The sequence below is a fragment of the Streptomyces olivoverticillatus genome, assembly GCF_014203555.1.
In the GTDB taxonomy this organism is placed as follows: Bacteria; Actinomycetota; Actinomycetes; order Streptomycetales; family Streptomycetaceae; genus Streptomyces; species Streptomyces olivoverticillatus.
In genome coordinates this window covers 424,880-445,641 of record NZ_JACHJH010000004.1, presented here as the reverse complement: position 1 = coordinate 445,641, position 20,762 = coordinate 424,880, and the positions used below count along the sequence as shown (strand labels likewise).

Here is a 20,762-nt window from a genome sequence, read left to right as displayed (position 1 = left end):
AAGGCCACTCTCATGCGCTCAAAGAAACGGCCCTGAGGGCCATTCGCGGCAGTACGGTGGCCCGGAACTTCGGAGAACGCACCGCGAGGACCAGATTGCGATGGCACCGTGCGAATAAAGACAGTTGAGCAGGCGCTCCAGGATGCACAGGGCGCCGACGGCAATGGACGTATGCGCCGGGACCTGGGGTGGTTCGACCTCATCGTCACCGGCGTCGGCATGATTCTCGGCACCGGCATCTTCGTCTTCACCGGACAGGTGGCACGGCAGATGGCGGGCCCCGCAGTGGCCGTCTCCTTCGTGCTGGCCGCGATCGTCTGCGGGTGCGCCGCACTGTGCTACGCGGAGCTCGCCTCCTCCCTGCCGGTGGCGGGATCGGCCTACACCTTTGCCTACGCCACGCTGGGCGAACTGGCTGCCTGGATCATCGGCTGGGCCATGATGCTCGAACTCACCCTGTCCGCCTGCGTGGTGGCCGTCGGCTGGTCCGGATACCTGCAGTCGATGCTGGACACCGTGGGCGTCCACCTGCCGCAGGCGATCAGCGGCGGCAAGGGGTCCGTGGTCAACCTTCCGGCCGCGCTGCTCATCGTGGCCCTGGTGGGCGTACTGATCCTGGGCGGCACGGTGTCCAAGGGCGCCACGCGCGCACTGGTCGCCGTCAAGCTCACGGTCGTCCTCTTCGTGATCGGCGTCGGCGTCTTCTTCGTCAAGGCCTCCAACTACTCGCCGTTCGTGCCTCCTTCGCAACCGAGCAGGGCAGCCTCCGGGATGAGCGAGCCGCTGCTGCAGTGGCTCGGCGGCGGCTCCCCCTCGGCCTTCGGCATCAGCGGCGTGGTGACCGCCGCGGCCATGGTGTTCGTGTCGTACATCGGCTTCGACGTCGTGGCGACCTCCGCCGAGGAGACCCGCAAGCCCCAGCGCGACGTGCCGATCGGCCTGCTCGGCTCCCTGCTCGTGGTCACCGTGCTGTACGTGGCCGTGAGCGTCGTCATCACCGGCATGCAGTCCTACAAGAGCCTGTCGGTCGAGGCTCCGGTCGCGGACGCGTTCAAGGCCGTCGGGCATCCGGCCGTCGGCGGGATGATCAGCGTGGGCGTCGTCGTCGGCCTGGTGACCGTGTGCATGGTGAGCATCCGGGGACAGAGCCGCGTCCTGCTCGCAATGAGCCGCGACCGGCTGCTGCCGCCGTCCTTCGCCAAGATCCACCCGCGGTTCGCGACCCCGCACCGCAGCCTGCTCGTGCTCGGCGGCATCATGGCCGTCCTGGCCGGCTTCGTCGACATCGGCGTGCTGGCCGACCTGGTGAACATCGGCACCCTCTTCGCCTTCACCCTGGTCTCGGTGGGCGTCGTCGTCCTCCGCCGCACCCGCCCCGAACTGCCCCGCCCCTTCCGCATGCCGCTGGTCCCGCTGCTGCCAGGCATCTCCTTCGTCGCCTGCCTGTACCTGATGCTCAACCTCCAGCTGCTGACCTGGGTGACGTTCGTGGTCTGGCTGGCCGTGGGCCTGGTGCTCTACGCGGCCTACGGGCGCCGCCGCAGCCGCCTCGCCCCGGGCGCGACAGAGCCCGCGACCGCCTTGGACACCGCCGCCCCGGCCGCCGCCCCGGCCGCCGCGCCGGAGGCCGCGCCGGAGGCCGCACCCGAGCTCGTGACCGCCGGCAGCGTCGCGGAGAGGCTGTAACCCATGCGCCTTCCGAAAGCGTTCTGGCTGCTGTGGTTCGGCCAGGCCTTCAACCGGATCGGCACCCTGGCCCCCGCCTTCCTGGTCCTCTACCTGGAGCAGGACCACCTCGTCGACTCCCGCACGACGCCCCTCATCGTCGGCCTGTTCGGCGCCGGAGTCGTCACCTCCGGGCTGATCGGCGGCGCGCTCGCCGACGCCATCGGACCGCGCCGCACGATCATCGCCGCCCAGCCCGTCGCCGCCGCGACGGCCCTGCTCTACCTCGCGACCACCAACATGGCCGCGCTCTGCCTGCTCGCCCTGGCCACCGGCTTCCTCTCGGCGGTCGACCGGCCGGCCGGCGCCGGAATGATCTCCAAGATCGTGCCGCAGGAGGACTTCTCCCGCGCCTACAGCCTCTACCTCGTGGGCTTCAACGTCGGCATGTCGCTGGGCCCCGTCCTCTCCGGACTCCTGCTGTCCTTCTACCCGCCCGCCCTGTTCATCGTCTGGGCCGCGTGCAGCGGCATCTACGCGGCACTGGTCTGCGCACTGCCCGCCGACGCCGTACGGCCCGCGGCCGAACGGCGCGAAGGCGGCTCGGTACTGCGCAGCGCCGCCCGGGGCATCACCGAACCCTTCCGGGTCCCGGTGCTGGTCGTCTTCCTGGCCCTGACCTTCCTCATGGCCTGCGTCTACCTCCAGGTCAACTCGACGCTGCCGCTGGGCATGCGCGAGGAAGGGCTGGACCCCGGCGAGATCGGCCTGGTGCTGGCCGTCAACGCGGTGCTCTCGGTCGTGCTGCTCCCCCTCGTGCCCAGGGTCGTGGGCGGGATGCGCGAGGAGATCCCGCTGATGCTGGCGAGCGGATTCATCGCCGTCGGATTCGGGCTCAACGTCCTGGCGCACGGCATCCCCATGTTCATCGTCGCCACCGTCGTCTGGACGATCGGCGAGGTGCTGTGGGCACCGATCTCGGCCACCTTCATCGCCAAGCGGGCGCCGGAAGGGCGCGTCAGCACCTTCCAGGGGTCCTTCTTCTTCGCCTGGAACGCGGCGTTCGTCGTCGGCGGCCCCGCCGGCATCGCCCTCGCGAAGTCGGCCGGCTACCCGGCCCTGTGGCTGGCCGCGCTCGCGCTCGGGCTCGCCGTTGCGCTCGGCTTCAAGTCCCTGACCAGGATCTCCGGCTTCCGCGTTCCCGAGGGCCCGGACGCACTCATGGAAGAAACCGCCGCACCCGACAAGGTGCCGGCCGCCTCCTGACCCCGCCCCACCCAGCAATTCCGCCAAGAATTCCCGACCCAGAAGGACGAGCATGACCTCCACCGGCAGCGCGCCCGTCGCCGTAGTAGTCGACGGATACTCCGCGGGCAATTTCTACCCCGCCGCCTTCGCACAGTCCGGCACCCGCCTGGTCCACGTGCAGAGCACCCCGGAGTTCATCACCTCGATGCAGCCCCCGAACCTGGCCGACTACGAGGCCAACATCGTCGGCTCCGACATGGAGGAACTGGCGGCCCGGCTGCGCCCCTACTCCCCCGTCTGCGTCGTCGCCGGCCAGGACGGCGCCGTGCCGATGGCGGACCGGCTGAGCGAACTGCTGGCCATCCCGACCAACGGCTCGCTGCTCTCGCGCGCCCGCCGGGACAAGTACGAAATGATCGAGACGCTGCGCAAGGCGGGCGTCCGCTGCGCCCAGCAGTTCAAGAGCGCCGACCCGGCGGACATCGCCGCATGGGCCGAGCGCAGCGCGACGTACCCGGTCGTCGTGAAGCCGCTCAGCTCGGCCGCGTCGGACGGCGTCCGCATCTGCAACAACGCCGAAGAGGTCGTCTCCGCGGCCGAGGCCATCCTCTCCTCGCAGGACATCTTCGGCGCCTCGAACAGCGAAATCCTCGTGCAGTCCTATCTCAAGGGCACCGAATACATCGTCGACACCGTCAGCTGCGACGGGCAGCGCTACACGTGCGGCGTCTGGCAGTACGAGAAGACGCTGCTCCCCTCCGGAAAGAACATCTACAACCGCGACATCCTCGTCGACCCGGACACCGCCCTGGTCGCCGGACTCACCGCGTACATCGACGAGGTCCTGGCCGCGCTCGACGTCCGCTGGGGCCCCGCACACGCCGAAGTCATCGTGACGCCCGAGGGCCCGGCCCTCGTCGAAATCGGCACCCGGCTCAACGGAAACATCCACGCCGGATTCCACGACGTGTGCCTCGGCCACAACCAAGCCGCCCTGACGGCCCAGGCGTTCACCCAGCCGGACGCCTTCCAGGCGGAATACGGCAACCGCATCTACCGCAAGCTGCAGCCCGCCGTCGTCTACAACGCGCCCACCACGCTCGAAGGCGTCGTGGAATCGGTCGACGAGTCGGTGGTGGAGGAAATCCGCGGCCTCGAAAGCGTCCACACGGTGGCCGCCAAACTCAAGCCCGGCGCCCGTATCCGCCCGACCGTCGACCTCCTGACCAGCCCGTTGCGCGCACACCTGACGGCAACGAGCGAAGAACGGCTGACGGCCGACTACGAGCGCATCCGCGAGCTGAAGGACGCGGTCTACCGGCTGGCATGACCGCACGGTCGTCGCCCGGATGGCCGAAGGCCCGGGGCCTTCGGCCGTCCGGCGTGCGTCGGGGACGGCCGGGCTGCTAATAGGGCCTGGCCCCGCGAAGAGTGGTTCTCGGCGTGCCGGAGAGCGGTTTGTGTGCCATCTCGGAAGACTGTGGCCATGAGCAGTTCAGCCAAAGCAGTTCTCGAAGGCGGCCCGGACGATCTCCCCTCGCGGATCGTCCCGATCACGCCGCCGGGGGTCGAATTGAAGATCCGGCACCGTGGCGGATACGAGCACTTCAAGGTCACCACGCAGCACCGGGAGACCGAGGAGGGCCGTTTGACCGTCTACGAGTGGTTCGAGCGGACGGAGATCGCAGAGTAGTCGCGCCCATCCCGAGCAGCCGCCCCCCGCAGCGGAGGCGGCTGCGCCGCGTCGCACGGGCGCCGCCACCGGAATGCAGCCGATTGGGATCGATTGTCACCTTCGCACTGCCGCGCCTTGGCTGCGCCGGGAGCCGCTCGCCCGGTAGGCTTTCCGTGTGATCTTCAAGCGCATCGGAAACGGGCGGCCGTACCCCGACCACGGCCGGGAAAGCACCCGCCAGTGGGCGGATGTTGCCCCTCGCCCGGTACGCCTTGACCAGTTGGTGACCACGAAGCAGCAGCTCGACCTCGAGACGCTGCTCGCGGAGGACTCCACCTTCTACGGTGACCTCTTCGCCCACGTCGTGAAGTGGCAGGGCGACCTCTACCTCGAGGACGGGCTGCACCGCGCCGTGCGCGCCGCCCTCCAGCAGCGCCAGGTGCTGCACGCCCGCGTACTCGAACTGGACTGATGTCCGACCGGCAGCGACCGGCATGCGCGGCTATTGGCCCTTTTGGGTAGGGGTCCGCGCAACCCATTGATCATCTAGTAGGCAGCGCGTGCACCCAGCACTACGCTGCGCTCATGAGCATGCTCACCCCTCCCGGCATGGGCGGAAAGTACCGCATCACGGGTCGTCGCATCCCGCACATGCGACGCCCCAGAAACCGCCGCAGGATCGTGCTCGTCCTCGTCGCCACGGCCGCCGTGCTGGGGCTGGCCGGCTGGGGGACGTTCCAGCTCGTCGACGTCTTCGGCGGCGGTCACAGCACCACCCGGGCCGCGTCGCGGCCGGGGAAGAAGAGCGGCGACTGCACGAGCACCCAGGCGGACGGGCGCACCGCCCCGCGGGCCGCGCCCAAGGAACTGCCCAAGCCCGGCGACTTCACCGTCAACGTCTACAACGCCACCCCGCGCGGGGGCCTCGCCAAGATCACGGCGGACGAGCTGGCGCGGCGCGGCTTCAAGATCGGCCAGGTGGGCAATGCCCAGGCCGAGTACGACAAGAAGGTCGGGGGCACGGCGATACTGCTGGGCCCGCGGGACTCCGTCGACGGCACGCTCAAGGTGCTGGGCACGCAGCTCACCGGCCTGGAGGCGAAGGACGACCAGCGCGAGGGCCAGGAGGTCGACCTGGTCCTCGGCGACGCGTTCAAGGCGCTGACGCCCAAGGAGGAGGCGGACCGGGCGCTGGCCGGGCTGGACGGACAGCAGCCGTCCGCGCCGCCCGCGTCGTCGGCTCCGCCCGCTCCGTCCCCGTCGGCGGCCTCCGCCTCGGCGAAGTGCTGAGCTGAAAACGCCGGTGCCGACGGCACCCGAGGGCGCCGCCGGCACGGTGTCATGCGCGCCGGGTCAGCCGGCGGTGCCGTACATGCGGTCGCCCGCGTCGCCCAGGCCCGGGACGATGTAGCCGTTCTCGTTGAGCCGCTCGTCCACCGAAGCGGTGACGACGGTCACCGGGGCGCCCTCCAGCTCGCGCTCCATGACCTCGACGCCCTCGGGCGCGGCCAGCAGGCAGATGGCGGTGACGTCGTCCGCACCGCGGGCGATCAGCTCGTTGATCGCCGCGACGAGCGTGCCGCCGGTGGCGAGCATCGGGTCCAGGACGTAGACCTGGCGGCCCGAGAGGTCGTCGGGCATGCGCGTGGCGTACGTCTCGGCCTTGAGCGTCTCCTCGTTGCGGATCATGCCCAGGAAGCCGACCTCGGCCGTCGGCAGCAGCCGGACCATGCCGTCGAGCATGCCCAGACCGGCCCGGAGGATCGGCACCACCAGGGGGCGGGGGTGGGAGAGCTTGACGCCCGTGGTGGCCGTCACGGGGGACTCGATGTGGACCTGCTCGGTGCGCACGTCGCGCGTGGCCTCGTAGGCGAGCAGGGTGACCAGCTCGTCGGCGAGACGCCGGAAGGTGGGGGAGTCGGTGCGCTTGTCGCGCAGTGTGGTGAGTTTGTGCGCCACCAGCGGGTGGTCCACGACATGAATCCGCATGACGTCGACATTAACCGAGCTTTTGGGCGCAAGCGCCCGCGCGGGCCGCTGGAACGGCCTGTCGCCGCCCTGGCATCAAACCACCACTTAGGGGGAAAGTGGGCACGTACGCCCGGTCTGTCGCTCCGGGCGGAGGCCCTCGGCACGAGGTGGTGCTGCCCATGGCTGGCCGTGACCGTGACAAACGTGACCGTGACAAGCGAGATGCGGGCCGGCGCGAGTCGAACGCTCCGGCGGGGGAGGATCCGGAGGGCGCCGAGGAACGCAGGCGCAGACGAGCCCAGTTCCTGCGGGAGCTCAACGAGGCAAAAGAGCTGCGGGCCCGGGTGCAGCCGCGGCGGGCCCGGGCGGCCCGGATGCGGCAGCAGATGAGGATGCGGACCTTCCGCTGGTGACCCGGCAGCCGCTTCTCGCCCGTGGACCGCCCTGATGGCGCCGTCATGGCGTCCGTACGTCGGCTGTGTGACGCCCGTACGGCGGTCCGCCGACGCCCGTACGGACCCCACGTGAGCCACATCTCTTCGGACTGCTGCACGACGCAGCGCGGAAGACCTCTCGCAACGCCGAGGTTTCTGCCACGATTCCGAGTGGGCGGGGTCGTCCCCCGTCCGACCCGGCACCGCCTATGACCAGTGGGAGAGTCACGGTGTACTTCGCCGCAATGCTCGCGCGCACCGAAGACGGGTGGGAAGCGAGCGACACAGAACTCGACAACGTGGAAGCGCTGTCCGACTTCGCCGACCTGGCCCGCGAGGCCTCGGTCGACGACGACACGGTCCTGGTGCTCATCGAGCAGGAGGACTCCTGGTTCGGCATCGTCCGGGTGGACGGCGAGGACGACCCCCGCGTCTACGTGTCGGACGCCGCCGCGGCGAGCCGGAGCTCGTACGGGGCGATGCTCGTCGACGAGCTCATCGGCCGCGACGACGACGGTGACGACGAGCTCGAAAGGCTGGACCTCGACGGCACGGAGGACGGCGAGCCCGAGGAGGACGAGGCGGAGGCCTCCGCCTCCTCCGAGCCGGCCCCGGCGGGGCCGCTGGGCGACCCCGAACTCCTCTCCGACCTCGGGTTCGGCGCCAAGGAGCTCGGTGCTCTCGACGGCGACGCGCTCAGTTCGATCACCGACGCGCTCGGCTGCCCGGAAATCCTGGAGGCCGTCCGCTGACCTCCGGGCGCCGCGCCCCGGGGTGCAGCGCCCACACTGGTGCCATGAACGAAGCCGTCCCCGACCTTGCGTCCGAGCACGACCCCGTCCGCGACCCGTGGCGCGGCCCGATGCGGGCCGCGCTGGAGGAGGCGGCGCGGGCCCCTGCCACCGGCGACGTACCGGTGGGTGCCGTGGTGCTGGGTCCGGACGGCTCCGTCATCGGCCGCGGGCGCAACGAGCGCGAGGCCACCGGCGACCCCACCGGGCATGCGGAGGTCCTCGCGATCCGCGAGGCCGCGCAGGCGGTCGGCGAGTGGCGGCTGTCCGGCTGCACGCTCGTGGTGACGCTGGAGCCGTGCACGATGTGCGCGGGCGCCATCGTGCTCTCCCGCCTGGAGCGGGTGGTCTACGGCGCGGCCGACGAGAAGGCGGGCGCGGCGGGTTCGCTGTGGGACGTCGTCCGCGACCGCCGGCTCAACCACCGCCCGGAGGTCGTCCAGGGCGTCCTCGCCGAGGAGTGCGCCGAGGTGCTCACCGCCTTCTTCCGCGACCGCTGACCCCCTTCGCGGGGGCCCTCGCGGGAACCGATTTCAGAGCACGGCCCACCGTCCGCTAAGCTCTCTCTCGGTAGCGTGTCCGAGCGGCCTAAGGAGCACGCCTCGAAAGCGTGTGTGGGGGCAACTCCACCGTGGGTTCAAATCCCACCGCTACCGCTTCAAGAACCGCCCCCGGCGCTGCGCAAGCAGACCGGGGGCGGTTTTTTTGCGTTGTGCCGGCGGTGTGACGGTCAGCACATCCGGGGCGGGAGGTGCGCCCGCCAGGCGGACAGCAGCGCCGCGGCCTGCTCGCGGAGGTCGGGGTGCGCGGCCTCCACATGCAGCCGGGGACCGGCCGCGGAGTGCCGCACCGAGCAGTGGAAGCCGCCCGTGTCCGGGGCGAGCCAGGAGCGGAGCAGCCAGCCGGGCGGGGGCTCCGGCGGGCCGATGTGGTCGAACACGTACACCACGGTGCCGTCGCTCCGAGCGCTGTGCAGACGGCCCGGCTCCCGGACCTCCGCCATGGCGTCCTCGGCGATGCCCCAGTGACTCATCACGGCCTGCCAGGCCCGGTGGGCCTCCCCCGGCTCCGGCCGGCTCCGCGCGTCGCCGGCTGGTGTCCGGTCCCCGGCGGCCGCCGCGATGTCGGAGAGCAGCCGGGCCGTGCGCGGTGCCATGGCCGGTACGGCCGACCAGCGCAGGCGCAGCTCCGGCCCGTCCCAGGCGCCGGTCACCACGGCCGAGAAGCCGTCGTGCCCGAGTTCCCAGCCGGACCGCCCCGCCCGCCATCCGCCGGGCGGGGTGTCGCCGCCCGTGAGCACGCGGGAGACCGCCCGGAGCAGTTCGCCGGTGGTCAGGTGCGGTGCGATGGCGTGCAGGCGCAGGAGCGGGGCGATGCCCTCGTCCCGGTTCATTCGTCGTCAATTCCTCACTCTGGGAACCGCCATGGCTGTCCTTCTCCCCCGGGTCACAGCGTGAAGGTGCGGGTCCCGGAGAGCGAGGGGTCGCCGGGCCGCACGTGCAGTTCGCCGCGTGCGGGCAGCATCACCACGGCCGCGACGGTGCGTTCGCTCCTGATGTCCCCGCGGTCGGGGACGCAGATCGGCGGCTGCGAGAGCAGGCCGAAGTGCTCCTCCGGGTCCGCTTCGGGCCGCAGGGCGTCGAGACCGGCGGTGCCCGCCTCCAGCCGGCGCAGCGAGGAGTTGCGGGCGAAGACGTTGATCTCGTCGGACGGCACGAAGTCGGGGTGCAGGAAGTGGTTGGTGTGCACCGCCTGCTCGGTCTCGGTGATGCGCAGCTCGTCCCCGAGGGCCTCCACCCAGACGGCCCGTTCGGGGTCGCAGAGCATCAGGTTGCGGGAGCTCGCCAGCGGCAGGTCGCGCAGGATCTTGACGGCCTCGGCCACGCTTCCCGCGCTGTCGAGCAGATGGCGGATCGCGAGGTAGGGCGGCAGGCCGGGGCGCCACTGGCCGCCCAGCACCAGGTTGAGGCCGACGGCGAGGCCGTCGCTGTTGATGCCGAGGTAGCCGAGCAGGCCCGCGAAGCTCAGGACGAGCGACCGGCGGCCGGAGCCGGTCCGGGCGATCTCCAGGACGCTGATGTGGTCGTCCAGGTCCCCGTTGAGGTCGACGGTCTGCGCCAGCACGGGGTGGCCCTGGGCGGCGGCGCCGGTGCGTGCGTAGGTGGTGCAGTCGCCCATGGTGGGCACCTTGCGGTAGCCCATGATCTCGCGGCGCAGCTGGAGCAGCCAGGCCTCGTCCTCCCCGATCCCCGCTCCGGCGGCGAGGCCGCGGACCTCTTCGGCCAGGTCCGGCGTGGCCGCCGCGACCGCCGCCCGGTAGGCGGCGATCGTCGGCAGCAGGGCGTCCATCGAGACCTGCGGCTGCATGACCTTGTTCAGCCGGCAGAGCGAGTCGTCGAGGAAGCCCCTCAGCGGGGTGGCCAGGGCTTCGCCGTGCGCGTGCCCGAGGGCGAAGGGGTCGCCGCCGGCACGGATGAAGCGGATGTCCCGGCCGCCGGTCATCCGACGGTGTCCAGCGGCGAGACCTTCGGCTTGGTCGCCAGTTCCTGCTTCACGCGCGGCCATTCGGCGCGCAGGACGCTGTAGAAGATGGCGTCGCGGCGGCGGCCGCCGGGCATGAAGTTGAAGCTGCGCAGGGTGCCCTCCTCGACGGCGCCGATGTTGCGCAGTCCGCGTCGTGCCTGCTCGTTGAGGATGTCCGTCTTGAACTCGACGCGCTCGGCGTCCAGGTTCTCGAAGGCGTGCTCCAGGAGCAGGTACTTGGCCCAGCGGTTGATGCCCTTGCCCTGGAAATCGCGGCCCAGCCAGGACCAGCCGATCTCCAGGCGCCGGTCGGCCTCGGCCATGTTGCCGAAGCTCATGCTGCCGGCGGTGCGGCCCGTGGACTTGTCGGTGATGACGAACACCGCGCGCCGCCCGGCCTCGTGGTCGGCGAGGGTGGCGTCGAAGAACGTCTCGAAGTCGGCGTCGGTCTCGATCATCGAGACGAAGTAGCGCCAGATCTCCGGCGCCATCGCGATGTCCCGGATGGCCTCGCGGTCCTGGGGGGAGACCGGCCGCAGCACGACGTGCTCGTTCTCCAGGACGGCCGGCGCGTTCTGTGCCCAGCTCATCTCACACCGCCTCGTTCGTGTAGCGGGAAAGGGCCTCGGCCACGTCGCGCAGGGTGCGCATGGCGGCGAGGTCGTGCTCGGTGAAGTGCCCGAGGTTGACCCCGGTCTCCTCGCACACCGAGGTGAGGAAGAGGACCTTGTTGAGGGAGGTCAGTCCGTAGGCCTCGACCATGTCGAGATCGAGGTCGAGCTCCTCGGGGGCGATCTCGGGGGTGAGGACTGCGGAAAGGTTCTCGCGGGCCGCGGTCTCGGTCTCAGGCTGCATGGATGCCTTCCTTGGTGTCGTTGATCTCCCGCTCGTAGGCGGCGAGGATCTGCTTGCGCTTGGGCTTGAACTGCGAGGTGAGCAGGCCGTTGTCGATGCTGAACGGCTCTTGTGCCACCACGACTCTGCGGATCTGCTCGTCCCGCTCGACGCTGGAGTTGGTCCGGGCCAGCCGGGCCGCGATCGCCTCCGTGTCGGCGGGGAGGGCCGAGGGGGAGACCACGGCCACCAGGTCGGTCTGCGCGGGGCAGAAGAGGACGCACTCGGCGATCGCCGGGTCGCTCTTCATCTGCTCCTCGATGGGCCGGACGATGACCTTCTTGCCGTTGTCCAGGACGATGACGTCGTCGGCCCGGCCGCGGATGAACAGGAAGCCGTCCTCGTCGAGATGGCCGAGGTCGCCGGTGCGCACCGTGCCGTCCTCGCCGAAGACGCGCTCCGAGTCGCCCGGCGCGGCGTACGCGTAGCGGCGGTTGACCGGATGGTCGCTGCGGACGCTGATGACGCCGTCCTCGTCGATCAGCACCTGTTTGCCGGTGAGGACCTTGCCGACGCTGCCCGCCCGGCTGGCTCCCGGGTGGTTCTTGGTGACGATGCAGGTCTCGTTGAGCCCGTAGCCCTCGTAGATGGGCAGTCCGGCCTCGTCGAAGAAGGTCAGCATCGCGGCGCGGGCCGGTGCGGATCCCGTCCACAGGTAGCGGATGCGGTCGCCGAACAGGCGGCGGGCGGCCTCCCTGACGGCGTCCTCGGGGGAGGACGTCTTCGCGGCGCGCCGGGCCCGGCTCTCGATGTGCCGCTTGGCGGTCTCGTAGAAGGCCGGCACGCCCATGACGACGGTGGGCCGGACCCTGCCGAGGGTGGCAAAGGCCGCCTCGTAGGTGCTGATGGTGACGTCGTGCCCGTGCCGCAGCGCGGAGTAGATCCAGTAGCGCTGCTGCAGGAGGGAGAGCGGCAGGAAGACGAACAGGTCGTCGCCGGGGCCGTGTTCGAAGATCTCCTGCACGGCGTGCAGGGAGCTGTCGATGCTGCCGGCGGTCGCCGCGAGCCCCTTGGGGGTTCCGGTGCTGCCGGAGGTGAACTTCACCGTGGTGGTGTCCTCGGGCCCGTAGTGGACCGGGAGCAGCGGCTCGTCGTCGTCCTGCTTCTCGGAGAGCAGCCGGACGTCGGCGACCGGCACGACGCCGGGGGCGTCGGACGGGCGGTCGCTGAACAGCAGCTTGATGTCGTAGCGGGCCAGCAGCTCGGCGTCCGGCTCGAACTTGCCGGGTTCGAAGCCGGCGGTCTCCGCCTTCAGGCGCAGGGCCGCGAGGTCGAGCAGCACCCACTCCAGGCCGTTGGCGGCCAGGATGCCGATGCGGTCCCCCGGTGCGACGCCCATCCGGCGCAGCCCGGACGCCACCCGCCCGGCCCGCTCGTACAGCTCGGCCAGGGTCAGCGTCTCGGTGCCGTCCAGGCGGGCGAAGGAGATCCGCCCGTCATGGACGGGTGCCTCGGAGACGATGTCGTTGATCAGCGAGCGGGGCACGGGTCGCTCCCTTCCGCGGCACGCTCGGCCAGCGCTTCGGCGAGGTGGTCGGTCATGGCCCGCACGGTCCCCATCTCGTACATCGCGTCGAGGGGGATGGTGATGCGGAACTCCTTACGGACCGCGGTGAGGATGCGGGCCGCGGAGATGGAGTCGCCGCCGAGGTCGCGCAGGTTGTCGTGGACGCCCACCTCGGCGCCCTTGAGGATCTCCGACCAGATTGCGGCGACCCGGCGTTCGAGCTGGGAGGCGGGTGCGCCGCCGGAGGCGGGAGCCTGCCCGCCGCCTGCCACCACGGTGTCGATGGCCGTGGCGGAGAGCTTGGTCCGGTCCACCTTGCCGTTGCGGGTCAGCGGCAGCTCCTCGTGCCAGACGACCGCCGACGGGGTCATGTAGTCGGGCAGGTCGCGGCGGAGCGCCTGGCGCAGCTCGGCCTGGCTGGGCCGGGCGTCGCCGCTCGGCACCAGGTGGGCCACCAGCAGGTCGCCCCGGGCGCCGGACGCCCTCGCGACGACGGCCTGGCGAACCGCGTCGTGTGCGACCAGCCGGGTCTCGACCTCGCCCGCCTCGATGCGGTAGCCGTTGACCTTGATCTGGAAGTCGCTGCGGCCGAGGATCTGGATCTCGCCGTCGGGCAGGTAGCGGCCGAGGTCGCCGGTGCGGTAGAGCCGTTCGTCCCGGCGGGCGTCGTGGAAGAACCGCTCGGCGGTGCGCTGTTCGTCGCCCCAGTAGCCCCGGGCCAGGCCGGTGCCGGCGGCGCAGATCTCGCCGGTGACCCAGTCCGGTGCGTCCAGGCCGTCGTGATCGAGGACGTAGGCCCGGTTGTTGGCGTTGGGGCGTCCGTAGGGGATGGACTCGCTGCCGTCCTCGTGGCGGCCCACCGGGTGCAGGATGTTCCAGATCGTCGTCTCGGTCGGTCCGCCGAGGGAGATGACGTCCAGGTCGTCCTTGAGGCGGCGGAGTGCGGCCGGCAGGGTGGGCGGGATCCGGTCGCCGCTCATCATCACCAGGCGCAGCGCCGGCGGGAGGCCCGTCTCGACGAGTGCCTGGTCGTGCATGAGCGAGACGATGGCGGGGACGGAGTTCCAGACCGTGACCCCGGCGGCGGTGCAGAGCTCCAGCCAGTGGGCGGGGTCGACGGCCTTGTCCCGGTCCGGCATCACCAGTGCCGCGCCGGCCGAGAGGGCGCCGAAGACGTCCCACACCGACAGGTCGAAGTTGAAGGCGCTGATGGCGAAGAACCGGTCGGCGGGGCTGATGCCGAAGCGGTCCCGGCAGTCGGCGACGACGTTGGCCACGTTGCGGTGGGTGACCATGACGCCCTTGGGCTCGCCCGTCGTGCCGGAGGTGTAGAGCACGTAGGCCAGGTCGTCCGGGCAGGCGCCGGGCAGCGCCGCCGGGGCCTCGGCGGGCTCCGCGTCCGGCTCGGCGAGGGTGTCGAGGGCGAGGACGTGCCGGTCGCCGTAATCCTCCTCGGGCCGGGCGGTGTCGGTGAGCACGCAGCGCACCCGGCCGTCCCGCAGCATGTACTGCCGGCGCTCGGCGGGCAGGCCCGCGTCGACGGGCAGGTAGGCCGCGCCCGCGAGCACGGTGGCCATGATTCCGGTGATCTGCTCAGGGCCCCGGGACATCACCAGCCCCACCAGTTCGTCCCGGCCGACGCCCCGCTCGCGCAGCCAGTGGGCGGCCCGTACGGCGCGCCGGCGGAGCTCGCCGTAGCTGATCTCGCCGCTGGAGGTGATGACGGCGGGTGCCTGCGGGGTGCGCTCGGCCTGTGCCAGGAAGGCGTCGGCGAGCATCGTGTCCGGAAGGGTCACGGCCGTGTCGTTCGCGGCGCGCCGCCGCTCCCGCTGGGCCTCGGGCAGCAGGTCGAAGGTCTTCTGCTGCCAGGCCGCCGTGTCCGTCAGGGAGTCCAGCAGCCGCTGGTAGCCCTGGGCGAGGTCGTCCAGCAGCCCCTCGGGGAACAGCTCGTCCACGCCGTCGAGTTGGACGACGAGCCCGCCGTGCTGCTCCATCGCGAAGGCGTTGAGCCACACCTGCGGCGTCTGGCTGACGGAGAAGACCTCCGAGCCGAAGAGCTCCAGGGCGGAACCGTCCACGCCGGCATGGCCGATGGCGCTGTTGAAGGTGAAGGGCATCCGGGCTCCGGCCACCCCGCCGCGGCGCCGGGCGAGCTCCTGCATCACCTCGATGCCGGAGAAGTGCCGGTGGTCCAGGTCCTTGCGCAGCTGCGCCTGGATGGCCAGGGCCCGCTCCGCGAAGGGCAGGCTCCGGTCGACGGCGGTCTCGACCAGCATGGTGTCGGAGAACTGCCCGATCGCCTCCATGGCGCGGGGGTGCAGGGGCAGCCGGTTGGCGACGGTGGTGTTGAGCGTGAACCGCGGCCCGGCGCCCCAGGTGGCCAGCGTCTCCGCGTAGGCGGCGAGCAGCAGCGCGGACGGAGAGAGGCCGGCCTGTGCGGTCTGGTCCTTGAGCGCCTTCCAGGCGACCTCGTCCAGCCGCACCAGGCGCTGGGTGAAGCGCGCCCCGGTGACGGCCGCCGGGCTGGTGCGCAGCGGGAGGTCCGGGTGCGGGGCGAGGTCGTCCACGCGGTTCAGCCAGTAGTCGCGGGAGCGCCGGGCCGGAGCCCGGTCGCGCCGGGCCTGAAGGGCCTCGACGTACTCCTGGAAGTCCAGCTCCTCGGGCTCGGCGCCCTCCGCACCCTGCTCGTAGGCCTGCCACCACTCGCGGAAGAACAGGAACATGCTGATGCCGTCCATGACCAGCCCGTCGTGGCTGATGTGGAGCACCATGTGGTCGTCGGCGAGGAGGGTGGCGTCGACGGCCACCAACGGCCCCTGTTCGGCGGGCAGCAGGCGGTGCGACTGCTCGGCGCGCAGCTCTCCGCGGATGCGCTGCCGTGCTTCCTCGCTCTCGCCGCGCAGGTCGCGCCGGGTGATGGTCACGTCCTCCGGGCACACCCCCTCGGCCTGCCGGTCGTCGCCGGGGAAGCGGGAGCGCAGCGCGCTGTGCCGCCGTACGACGGCGGTCAGGGCGGCCTCCAGCCGGTCCAGGTCCCAGGCGCCCTCGATCTCGTGGTAGACGTGGCTGGCCACGTCGCCGATCTCGAAGATGCCGCTGCGGCCGAGCAGGTAGCTGCGCTGCATCAGCGTCAGCGGGAAGCCGCGGCTCCCCCGCGCCTCCTCGGTCAGGCAGGCGATCAGCTCCGGCTTGGCGGCCTTGATGCGGGCGATGAATTCCGGGTCCATCCGGTCGCGGGAGCCCTGGAGTCTCAGGTCTCCGCCTTCGATGGATATGGCGAGTCCGCGGGATTCGATCTCGCGGAGGATGTCCGGGTAGGTCATTGCTGGGCTGCCTCGGTGATGAGGGAGACGGCGGCCGGCTCTGCGCGCTCCTCGAGGAGTCGGGCCAGCGCGGTCAGGTCGTGGTCCCCGAGCAGTTCGTCGACCGGCAGGTCCACGTCGAGCTGTTCGAGGATCTGGTACTGCACGGTGACGGCCGCCAGGGAGCCGGCGCCGAGCGAGAGGAGCGTGCGCTCGGCGACGGGCTCGTCGGCCGGCAGCTGGAGCACGGTCTTGACGGTGTCGGCGAGCCAGGGCAGCAGGGCGGGTCCCGCCGCGGGCTCGGGCGAGGTCTCGCCCGTGGGGCGGAAGAACACCGCGTCGGCGAGCCGCACCCGGGTGCCCGGGGCCACCAGCTCGACGGTCTCCGGCCACGTGCCCGGCTCGGGCAGGCCGAGCGCCTCGGCGAGGCGGGCGGCGAACCGCGGCATCACGGGAGCGGCGCCGTGGGCGAGGAGACGGGCCGCGGCCAGTTCCAGGGCGACGGCGGTACGGGCCTCGCTGTGCCAGGCGTCGGTCTTGGCGAGCAGGCTCTCCCGGCGGGAGAAGGCGACGGTGTCCTCGACGATGCCGTCGAGCTCGGCGGCCGCCTGCCGCAGGGAGAACGCGTCGGGGCCGAGGGCGCCGGTGAGCGCGGTCAGCCGGGTGCTCAGGCGGCCGAGGAAGGCCGACTGCTCGGGCGTCCAGGTGCCCGCGTCCGGCACCGCGCCGTCGTAGGCCGTCCCGATGCGGCTGCCGAGGTCGTTGAGCCAGGCCTGCCAGGTGCCGATGAGGGTGTCCTGGAGGGCCGTCTCGTAGGTGGCCATCCGGAAGTCGGTGCGCTCGCCCTCCGGCCGGGTGCGGGAGAGGAAGTACCGCACCGCGTCGACGGAGTCGGGGCCGAGGATCTCCTTGCCCCAGACGGCGTGCCTGCGGCTGGTGGAGAACTTGCTGCCTTCCAGCAGGTAGAACTCGTTGACGTGGTAGTCGATGTCCGGGGCCCACTCGGGGAACGCCAGCTTGTACAGCACCGGGTAGAGCACGGAGTGGTAGAAGCTGTTGTCGTACCCGAAGAAGTGGACGATCTTCCAGTCCTGCCCGGGGTCCGCGGCCTTCCAGCCCCGGTCGAGCCGGGAGCCGAGCTCCTGGATGCCGTGCAGGAAGCCGTAGCTCATCTCCGGCCACACCCAGATCACCTGGCCGTCGCCCTCCCGCTCGGCGGGCGGGACGCCCCAGGACGAGGGGTGGGTGACGGGGATGTCGAGGCGGGGGCGGGCGAAGAGGCGGTGGGCGAGCTCGCGCAGCCGGGCGGGCACCCGGCCGACCCGGTGGTGGTCTTCGAGGGTGTCGCGGAACTCGTGCAGCGGGAGGGAGAACCGGGTCACGGTGCCCTTGCGCGGCGCGGTGTCCGACACCGTGGAGACGGGCTCCTGCAGGTCGGTGACGACGTTGGGCTCGCCGCACTCCTCGCAGATGTTTCCGCTGGTGCCGTGGGAGCAGGTGGGGCAGCCGCCCTTGACGTCGACCTCGTAGAGGTACTGCCCGGTCTCCGCGTCGTGGAGGGCCTCGCCCTCGGTGGCGGTCACCGAACCGGAGGCCACCAGGCGGGAGAAGAACTCCCGCAGCCCGTCCGGGTAGGAGGCGTCGTCGTTGGTGACGGTGTACTGGTCCAGCGGGACGTCCAGGAGGCGCAGCGTCGCGGCGATCTCGGCGCTGTAGTGCGCGGCGGTCTCGGCCGGCTCGCGGCCCTCGCGCTGCGCGGCGGCCGGCACGTAGCTCTGGAAGTCGTCGCTGCCGGTCAGGTGCCAGGCCTGGGCGCCGTTCATGCGCTGGAAGCGGACGTAGGCGTCGGCGCCGAGGTACGGGCCGGACAGGTGCCCGAGGTGCAGGTCGCCGTTGGGCGTGGGCGGCGTGGAGAAGACGAACACCGGCCGCTCGCCGTGGCCCTTGCGCTCTGCCGACCCGGCCGAGAGAACGGCCCGTCCGGCGTCCCGCCAGTACTGGGTCAGGAAGACGATGTCGGTGTCGCCGGTGTTCTCCAGCACGTGGGACTCGAAGGGCTCGAAGAGGGCCACGGTGCCGGGTTCGGCGGGGTGCCGCCGGCCGTCGATGACGAACTCGCCGCGGCCTTGGACGATGACGAAGAACTCGGTCTCGTCGTGCTGGTGGCTGGTCGAGCTGCGGCCCGGGGCCACCCTGCCCCAGCCGGCGCCCACGCCCAGCCCTTCGATGCTGCTCATGTCGATGCCGAAGGCCTCGCTCAGGACGCCGTCGTCGTACTTGTTGATGATCACGTCTGGTCCTCTTCCTGCCCGGGTTCCTGCCGGGTCACAGGGCACAGCAGATCCGCCGCCTCCGCGGCGATGGCGGGCGCGAGCCGGTAGCCGGAGCCGTTCGCGGCGCCCGCGAACACCACGCGTCCGGCCTGCGGGAGCCGGCTCACGACGGGCTCGCCGTCCGGCCCGTAGGCGTCGCAGAAGACCCGTCCGGAGGTGCACAGGCCGGCGAGTTCGGGCGCGTAGCGCTCCAACAGGGCGAGTGCGTCGCGCAGATGGGCGTCGGACAGGCCGCCGCCGAGGGTGTCCGGGTCGACGTCCCACTCCTGGCAGGTGTAGCTGAACAGCCAGTGCCCCCGCTCGTGGAGGGGCAGCAGGAACGCGTCCTCGTCGTGGAAGACGATGGCGTGGTCGTCCTCGCGGGGCTGCTGCTCGATGTGCAGGGCCACGACCTTCTTCACGCGGGCGCCCAGCGGCGCCACGAGGTCCTTCCAGGCGGGTGCGGCAAGCCAGGGGCCCGGCGCCAGCAGCGCCTGCCGGGCGAGGAGCGTACGGCCGGTGCCGAGCCGCAGGGCGACGGTGTCCTCGTCGCTCTCCACCGCGGTCACCTGCACGCCCTCGTGGAACGCGGCACGCCCGCGCAGCTCCCGGGCGAGGAGCCCGGTCAGCGCGTGCACGTCGGCGTACTGGCAGCCCTCGCCCTCCCACACGCCGTACTCCGCGGGGACCCGGACGAAGCCGCCGGGCACGCTCCCGACGCGGGACAGGCGGGCGCCGGGAAGGTAGGTGCGGCGCAGCTGCGCCTCCCCGGCGTCGTCCGCCACCAGCGTCATCCCCAGGGTGTGGATGGGCAGCCCGGACCGTTCGGCCGTGAGCTTCGCGTAGTGGTCCTGGCTGTACTCCGACATCCTGCGGACGCGCTCGGTGGCGCCCCGCGGGAAGTGCAGGCCCGCCGACCGCCGGCTGGCTCCGCTGCCGACGGCGTCCTGGTCCAGGACCGCCACCCGGGCCCCGGGGTCGCGCCGGAGGATCTCCCGGGCGGTCATGACGCCGATGATGCCGGCGCCGACGACCGCCACGTCCACGGTCTTTGCCGGTGTCGTGGCGCTCACGCCGACCACGGCACCTTCGTGCCCTCCTTCGTCGACCAGGCGACGAAGGAGGCCAGTTGCTCGTCGCTGTTCAGGCCGAGCAGCCGGTCGGCGATGCGCCGGCTCCGGCGGGCGTTCAGGCTGAGGTTGGGGTCGGCGAGGCCGCGCTGTCCCATGGCCGCGTTCTGCACGAAGATGTTGCGGTCGACGGGGCCGTCCCACTGGACCGCGTAGTCCTCGTCGATGCGCAGTTCGTCGCCCTCGCGCTCCAGCCGGTCGGCGATCGGGGCGAGGAAGTCCATGGCGGCGGGCCGGAAACCGGTCGCCCAGACGACCACGTCCGCCTCGTAGTACTCGGTGTCGCCGGACTCGTCGTTGTGGCGCACCGCGAGCCCCCAGGTCCCGCCCTTCCCCTGGGTCACCCCGGTCACCTCGCGGTTGGGGAAGAGGCCGGCCAGCTCCGGGGAGCCGTTCTCGACGAAGCGGTGGATGTAGATCCGCTGGTAGATGTCGCGGAGCGTCGACTCGGAGATGCCGTCGCTGGTCAGGATGTGCCGGGCGTTGAACGCCGCGCGGTCCGGGGCCGGCAGGCCGTAGAAGTAGTCGGAGTGCGAGGGCATGTAGAAGTCGTTGGTGAACGGCGAGTCGTCGATGGGGAAGTAGTTGCCCCGTCGCGAGATCCACGCCACCCGCTGCGGCCGTTCGGCGTCGGGGCGCGAGATGAGGTCCAGGAAGGCCTCCGCGCCGGACTGCCCGCCGCCGACCACGACGACCCGCTTGCCGTGCAGGCCGTGCGCCTTGTCCATGAACTCGCTGATGTGGAACTGGGTGGGCCCGAGCAGCTTCCGCCCGTGCTCCGGCACCCAGGGCCGGTTGCCCACGCCGACGGCGATGTTCTCGGCGGTCACGGTGCGGCGGTCGGTGCGGACGACGAAGCGGCCGTCGTCGAAGCCGACCTCGCGGACGTCCTCGCCGAAGGCGACGTTCTCGTTGCGCTCGGCCGCCCAGGCCAGGTAGTTGCGGAACTCCAGGCGCGGCACGTCCGAGAACCGGGCGTTGAGGAAGTGGTAGACCCGCCCCTGCTCGTGCAGGTACGACAGGAAGGAGAAGGGATTCGTGGGGTCGGAGAGGCTGACCAGGTCCTTGAACATGGACACCTGCAGCGTCGCTCCGGGTATCTGCTGGCCGTCGTGCCAGCCGAAGGAATCCTTTCTGTCGAGGAAGAGATGGGGGGCCTCCGGGTGACTGTGCAGCAGCGACGCCAGGCTCAGGTTCGCCGGGCCTACGCCGATCCCTACGCAGCGGTACTGCGCGGGCTCGCCGGGGGCACTGGTGAGTCCCATTTCCGGACCTCTCTTTCGACCAACGATGAACGTGAAGGGGGGTTG

Annotated in this window: 19 protein-coding genes and 1 tRNA gene; 10 read left to right on the top strand and 10 right to left on the bottom strand. The window is 71.4% G+C overall.

Annotated elements, in window-relative coordinates; genetic code table 11:
* Positions 1 to 108: 108 nt before the first annotated feature.
* The 6 genes from FHS39_RS16205 to FHS39_RS16180 all read left to right on the top strand — a co-directional run bounded on the left by FHS39_RS16205 (position 109) and on the right by FHS39_RS16180 (position 5,878).
* Positions 109 to 1,686: an amino acid permease gene (locus FHS39_RS16205; protein ID WP_343069604.1), complete on the top strand. Its 1,578-nt coding sequence runs from the start codon at positions 109 to 111 to the stop codon at positions 1,684 to 1,686.
* Positions 1,687 to 1,689: 3 nt separating this feature from the next.
* Complete coding sequence (locus FHS39_RS16200; protein ID WP_184350040.1) at positions 1,690 to 2,931, top strand: MFS transporter; 1,242 nt, start codon at positions 1,690 to 1,692, stop codon at positions 2,929 to 2,931.
* Between the two features lie 52 nt (positions 2,932 to 2,983).
* Complete coding sequence (locus FHS39_RS16195) at positions 2,984 to 4,243, top strand: ATP-grasp domain-containing protein (protein WP_184350039.1); 1,260 nt, start codon at positions 2,984 to 2,986, stop codon at positions 4,241 to 4,243.
* Positions 4,244 to 4,399: 156 nt separating this feature from the next.
* Complete coding sequence (locus FHS39_RS16190) at positions 4,400 to 4,606, top strand: DUF5988 family protein (RefSeq protein WP_045933778.1); 207 nt, start codon at positions 4,400 to 4,402, stop codon at positions 4,604 to 4,606.
* Between the two features lie 157 nt (positions 4,607 to 4,763).
* Positions 4,764 to 5,060, top strand: a complete 297-nt coding sequence (locus FHS39_RS16185) for a type II toxin-antitoxin system VapB family antitoxin (RefSeq protein ID WP_004943146.1) — start codon at positions 4,764 to 4,766, stop codon at positions 5,058 to 5,060.
* Between the two features lie 113 nt (positions 5,061 to 5,173).
* Positions 5,174 to 5,878 carry a LytR C-terminal domain-containing protein gene (locus FHS39_RS16180; RefSeq protein WP_184350038.1) on the top strand — a complete coding sequence of 235 codons (705 nt, stop codon included), beginning with the start codon at positions 5,174 to 5,176 and terminating at the stop codon, positions 5,876 to 5,878.
* A 63-nt stretch (positions 5,879 to 5,941) separates the two neighbouring features.
* Here FHS39_RS16180 and upp read toward each other — a convergent pair whose 3' ends face one another.
* Positions 5,942 to 6,577 (bottom strand): uracil phosphoribosyltransferase, encoded by a 636-nt coding sequence (gene upp, locus FHS39_RS16175; RefSeq protein WP_045933777.1) that lies wholly within the window; start codon positions 6,575 to 6,577, stop codon positions 5,942 to 5,944.
* Positions 6,578 to 6,738: 161 nt separating this feature from the next.
* Between upp and FHS39_RS16170 the strand changes: the two genes are divergently transcribed.
* The 4 genes from FHS39_RS16170 to FHS39_RS16155 all read left to right on the top strand — a co-directional run bounded on the left by FHS39_RS16170 (position 6,739) and on the right by FHS39_RS16155 (position 8,440).
* On the top strand, positions 6,739 to 6,972 hold the full coding sequence (locus FHS39_RS16170) for a hypothetical protein (RefSeq protein WP_184350037.1): 234 nt from the start codon (positions 6,739 to 6,741) through the stop codon (positions 6,970 to 6,972).
* A gap of 251 nt (positions 6,973 to 7,223) precedes the next feature.
* Positions 7,224 to 7,745 carry a tRNA adenosine deaminase-associated protein gene (locus FHS39_RS16165; RefSeq protein ID WP_184350036.1) on the top strand — a complete coding sequence of 174 codons (522 nt, stop codon included), beginning with the start codon at positions 7,224 to 7,226 and terminating at the stop codon, positions 7,743 to 7,745.
* Between the two features lie 44 nt (positions 7,746 to 7,789).
* Positions 7,790 to 8,284 carry a tRNA adenosine(34) deaminase TadA gene (tadA, locus tag FHS39_RS16160; RefSeq protein ID WP_052706010.1) on the top strand — a complete coding sequence of 165 codons (495 nt, stop codon included), beginning with the start codon at positions 7,790 to 7,792 and terminating at the stop codon, positions 8,282 to 8,284.
* Between the two features lie 69 nt (positions 8,285 to 8,353).
* Positions 8,354 to 8,440 (top strand) — tRNA-Ser (locus FHS39_RS16155).
* Between the two features lie 74 nt (positions 8,441 to 8,514).
* Here FHS39_RS16155 and FHS39_RS16150 read toward each other — a convergent pair.
* The 9 genes from FHS39_RS16150 to FHS39_RS16110 are packed head-to-tail and all read right to left on the bottom strand — an operon-like array spanning position 8,515 to position 20,717.
* Positions 8,515 to 9,177 carry a hypothetical protein gene (locus FHS39_RS16150; protein ID WP_184350035.1) on the bottom strand — a complete coding sequence of 221 codons (663 nt, stop codon included), beginning with the start codon at positions 9,175 to 9,177 and terminating at the stop codon, positions 8,515 to 8,517.
* A gap of 53 nt (positions 9,178 to 9,230) precedes the next feature.
* On the bottom strand, positions 9,231 to 10,286 hold the full coding sequence (locus FHS39_RS16145; RefSeq protein ID WP_184350034.1) for a C45 family autoproteolytic acyltransferase/hydrolase: 1,056 nt from the start codon (positions 10,284 to 10,286) through the stop codon (positions 9,231 to 9,233).
* Complete coding sequence (locus FHS39_RS16140; protein WP_184350033.1) at positions 10,283 to 10,897, bottom strand: GNAT family N-acetyltransferase; 615 nt, start codon at positions 10,895 to 10,897, stop codon at positions 10,283 to 10,285. Before FHS39_RS16140 ends, FHS39_RS16145 begins: the two co-directional genes overlap by 4 nt.
* A gap of 1 nt (position 10,898) precedes the next feature.
* Entirely contained in the window at positions 10,899 to 11,162 is a 264-nt protein-coding gene (locus FHS39_RS16135) for an acyl carrier protein (protein ID WP_045933338.1), read from the bottom strand.
* Positions 11,152 to 12,687, bottom strand: a complete 1,536-nt coding sequence (locus tag FHS39_RS16130; RefSeq protein WP_184350032.1) for an AMP-binding protein — start codon at positions 12,685 to 12,687, stop codon at positions 11,152 to 11,154. Before FHS39_RS16130 ends, FHS39_RS16135 begins: the two co-directional genes overlap by 11 nt.
* Positions 12,672 to 16,031, bottom strand: a complete 3,360-nt coding sequence (locus FHS39_RS16125) for a non-ribosomal peptide synthetase (RefSeq protein ID WP_184350031.1) — start codon at positions 16,029 to 16,031, stop codon at positions 12,672 to 12,674. Before FHS39_RS16125 ends, FHS39_RS16130 begins: the two co-directional genes overlap by 16 nt.
* Positions 16,028 to 18,301 (bottom strand): class I tRNA ligase family protein, encoded by a 2,274-nt coding sequence (locus FHS39_RS16120; protein ID WP_184350030.1) that lies wholly within the window; start codon positions 18,299 to 18,301, stop codon positions 16,028 to 16,030. The genes FHS39_RS16125 and FHS39_RS16120 overlap by 4 nt, the downstream gene beginning before the upstream one ends.
* Entirely contained in the window at positions 18,298 to 19,395 is a 1,098-nt protein-coding gene (locus FHS39_RS16115) for an NAD(P)/FAD-dependent oxidoreductase (protein ID WP_343069603.1), read from the bottom strand. The genes FHS39_RS16120 and FHS39_RS16115 overlap by 4 nt, the downstream gene beginning before the upstream one ends.
* The gene (locus FHS39_RS16110) at positions 19,392 to 20,717 is read right to left on the bottom strand and encodes a lysine N(6)-hydroxylase/L-ornithine N(5)-oxygenase family protein (RefSeq protein ID WP_184350029.1); all 1,326 of its coding nucleotides are present in this window, start codon (positions 20,715 to 20,717) and stop codon (positions 19,392 to 19,394) included. The genes FHS39_RS16115 and FHS39_RS16110 overlap by 4 nt, the downstream gene beginning before the upstream one ends.
* Positions 20,718 to 20,762: the final 45 nt, after the last annotated feature.

Excerpts from the sequence above, each read along its gene's own strand:
- FHS39_RS16200 (WP_184350040.1), top strand. The coding sequence starts at position 1,690 with ATGCGCCTTCCGAAAGCGTTCTGGCTGCTGTGGTTCGGCCAGGCCTTC.
- FHS39_RS16195 (WP_184350039.1), top strand. The coding sequence starts at position 2,984 with ATGACCTCCACCGGCAGCGCGCCCGTCGCCGTAGTAGTCGACGGATAC.
- FHS39_RS16190 (WP_045933778.1), top strand. The coding sequence starts at position 4,400 with ATGAGCAGTTCAGCCAAAGCAGTTCTCGAAGGCGGCCCGGACGATCTC.
- FHS39_RS16180 (WP_184350038.1), top strand. The coding sequence starts at position 5,174 with ATGAGCATGCTCACCCCTCCCGGCATGGGCGGAAAGTACCGCATCACG.
- upp (WP_045933777.1), bottom strand. The coding sequence starts at position 6,577 with ATGCGGATTCATGTCGTGGACCACCCGCTGGTGGCGCACAAACTCACC.
- FHS39_RS16170 (WP_184350037.1), top strand. The coding sequence starts at position 6,739 with ATGGCTGGCCGTGACCGTGACAAACGTGACCGTGACAAGCGAGATGCG.
- tadA (WP_052706010.1), top strand. The coding sequence starts at position 7,790 with ATGAACGAAGCCGTCCCCGACCTTGCGTCCGAGCACGACCCCGTCCGC.
- FHS39_RS16150 (WP_184350035.1), bottom strand. The coding sequence starts at position 9,177 with ATGAACCGGGACGAGGGCATCGCCCCGCTCCTGCGCCTGCACGCCATC.
- FHS39_RS16145 (WP_184350034.1), bottom strand. The coding sequence starts at position 10,286 with ATGACCGGCGGCCGGGACATCCGCTTCATCCGTGCCGGCGGCGACCCC.
- FHS39_RS16140 (WP_184350033.1), bottom strand. The coding sequence starts at position 10,897 with ATGAGCTGGGCACAGAACGCGCCGGCCGTCCTGGAGAACGAGCACGTC.
- FHS39_RS16135 (WP_045933338.1), bottom strand. The coding sequence starts at position 11,162 with ATGCAGCCTGAGACCGAGACCGCGGCCCGCGAGAACCTTTCCGCAGTC.
- FHS39_RS16125 (WP_184350031.1), bottom strand. The coding sequence starts at position 16,031 with ATGACCTACCCGGACATCCTCCGCGAGATCGAATCCCGCGGACTCGCC.
- FHS39_RS16110 (WP_184350029.1), bottom strand. The coding sequence starts at position 20,717 with ATGGGACTCACCAGTGCCCCCGGCGAGCCCGCGCAGTACCGCTGCGTA.